Below are 1,627 nucleotides of genomic sequence, written 5' to 3' on the forward strand. Positions count from 1 at the left end.
GAAAGTTTGCTAATTTTAACGGTAGTTGCATTATCATCAATCTTTCTTAAAGATTGAACTTTTTTTGAAAAAAGGAGAAAAAATGGATGGTTATAATATAGCTATTTTAATTGGTGCTATCACTCTTATTTTTGGCACATTGGTTTTAGTAGCTCATTATATCAATGATAAAGACACTAACGAAAGTAAAAGTTAAAAACCTTATTGTCTTAGAAATGATTTAAAGATAGACAAAATTAAATCAAAAATTGTAGGCTGTAAAATAAACATTAAAGCAGCAAGAATAATTACATATGTTCTAACTTCTCTTTTAAAACTATCTAGTTTGTTTTCAAGCTTATCAAGTTTAGCACATACTGAATCTTCAGGCTTATCAAGTTTAGCACCTATTAAATATTCAAGCTTATCAACTGAATCTTCAAGCTTATCAAGTTTAGCACCTATTGAATATTCAAGCTTATCAAATCTAGTATTCAAAAGATCTATAGTTGGTAATTTAGAAATGGCTTCTTTAAATTCTCTAAAAGATTTGTCTTTTATTTCTTGAGAATTTATTTGGCTTTCTTTAGCAAATTCGTTAAGAGCTTTAATGAAATTTTCTTCAGTTTGATCTTTAAAATAGATAGAAAATAAAGCTTTTACACCTTCTGAAATATAATAATTTTTCATATTTATACAACCTTTTTTTAATTATAACATAGCAAATTTAAAAATGCAGTTTTTATAAAAATAAATAGAAATTTGTTTTGATTATATTTTACTCAATATTTTTTATTACATCTATGGTTAGTGAATATAATTAATAATTTTTATAAGGGCGTTTTCTGCTTCTTTGTTTTTATTCTTCTTTTTAAAAGCTACATCACAACACTTTATACTCTAAGCTTTTTAAAAGTACTCAAATAAGATTATCATAATAAATAATAAAAAATCAATTTCTTATTATTTTCATTTTATTTTTTTTCTTTTTTGTTATAATTTATATGTTAAAATAACATATTACAAAGTAAACAATATGGATTTATCTCATTCATTAGGACAATATATTATTTTAGCTTTTGCAATAGCCGTAGCCATATTTGTTACATTTTATGACTTTGATAAAAAAGATCATCAACATAATATAAAAAAATAATATCCTTAATATTTATAAAAATTAAAAAAGATTTTAAGTCATTCTAAAAATAAAAATTTATACTATTTTTTAAAGGATTTGCTATGCAAAAAAATATACAAGATTATATTATTGATGTTCATTCTTGCGATCCCCATTCATCAAATGCTTATAAACAAGATTTATTCGATGTTTTAAATGAAGATTTTACCAAAGAATATGAATTCATAGATAGTCCTACTTTAGATGATATGGTAAAACACAAACAAAGTGATGAAGTTTTTAAAGTGTTTTATAAAAAAGATGATAATAGAGTTAGTAATATGCAAGCTTTAAATCGTTTTGATAAACTTAAAGGTGCAATGACAAAAATAATTTTAGATAGTGGTTTTAAACCTGATAAATAAAAAGGATTAATATGTGTAAAGATCAAGAATATATAGAGCAAAGAAAGGTTTTATGGGAAAAAAGTTTTGAAGCCTTTAAAGATGATAAAGTGTATCAAAAAGAACA

General features: G+C 23.0%; 2 protein-coding genes. One reads left to right on the plus strand and one right to left on the minus strand.

The window, feature by feature from the left end; genetic code table 11:
• Positions 1 to 201: 201 nt before the first annotated feature.
• Entirely contained in the window at positions 202 to 669 is a 468-nt protein-coding gene (locus AJ884_RS07130) for a hypothetical protein (protein WP_070286528.1), read from the minus strand.
• Positions 670 to 1,218: 549 nt separating this feature from the next.
• Here AJ884_RS07130 and AJ884_RS07135 point away from each other — a divergent pair.
• Entirely contained in the window at positions 1,219 to 1,521 is a 303-nt protein-coding gene (locus tag AJ884_RS07135; RefSeq protein WP_070286361.1) for a hypothetical protein, read from the plus strand.
• Positions 1,522 to 1,627: the final 106 nt, after the last annotated feature.

The sequence above is a fragment of the Campylobacter sp. BCW_6463 genome (assembly GCF_001762785.1).
Taxonomy (GTDB): domain Bacteria; phylum Campylobacterota; class Campylobacteria; order Campylobacterales; family Campylobacteraceae; genus Campylobacter_D; species Campylobacter_D jejuni.

Coding starts and splice junctions, on each gene's coding strand:
- AJ884_RS07130 (WP_070286528.1), bottom strand. CDS start 669: ATGAAAAATTATTATATTTCAGAAGGTGTAAAAGCTTTATTTTCTATC.
- AJ884_RS07135 (WP_070286361.1), top strand. CDS start 1,219: ATGCAAAAAAATATACAAGATTATATTATTGATGTTCATTCTTGCGAT.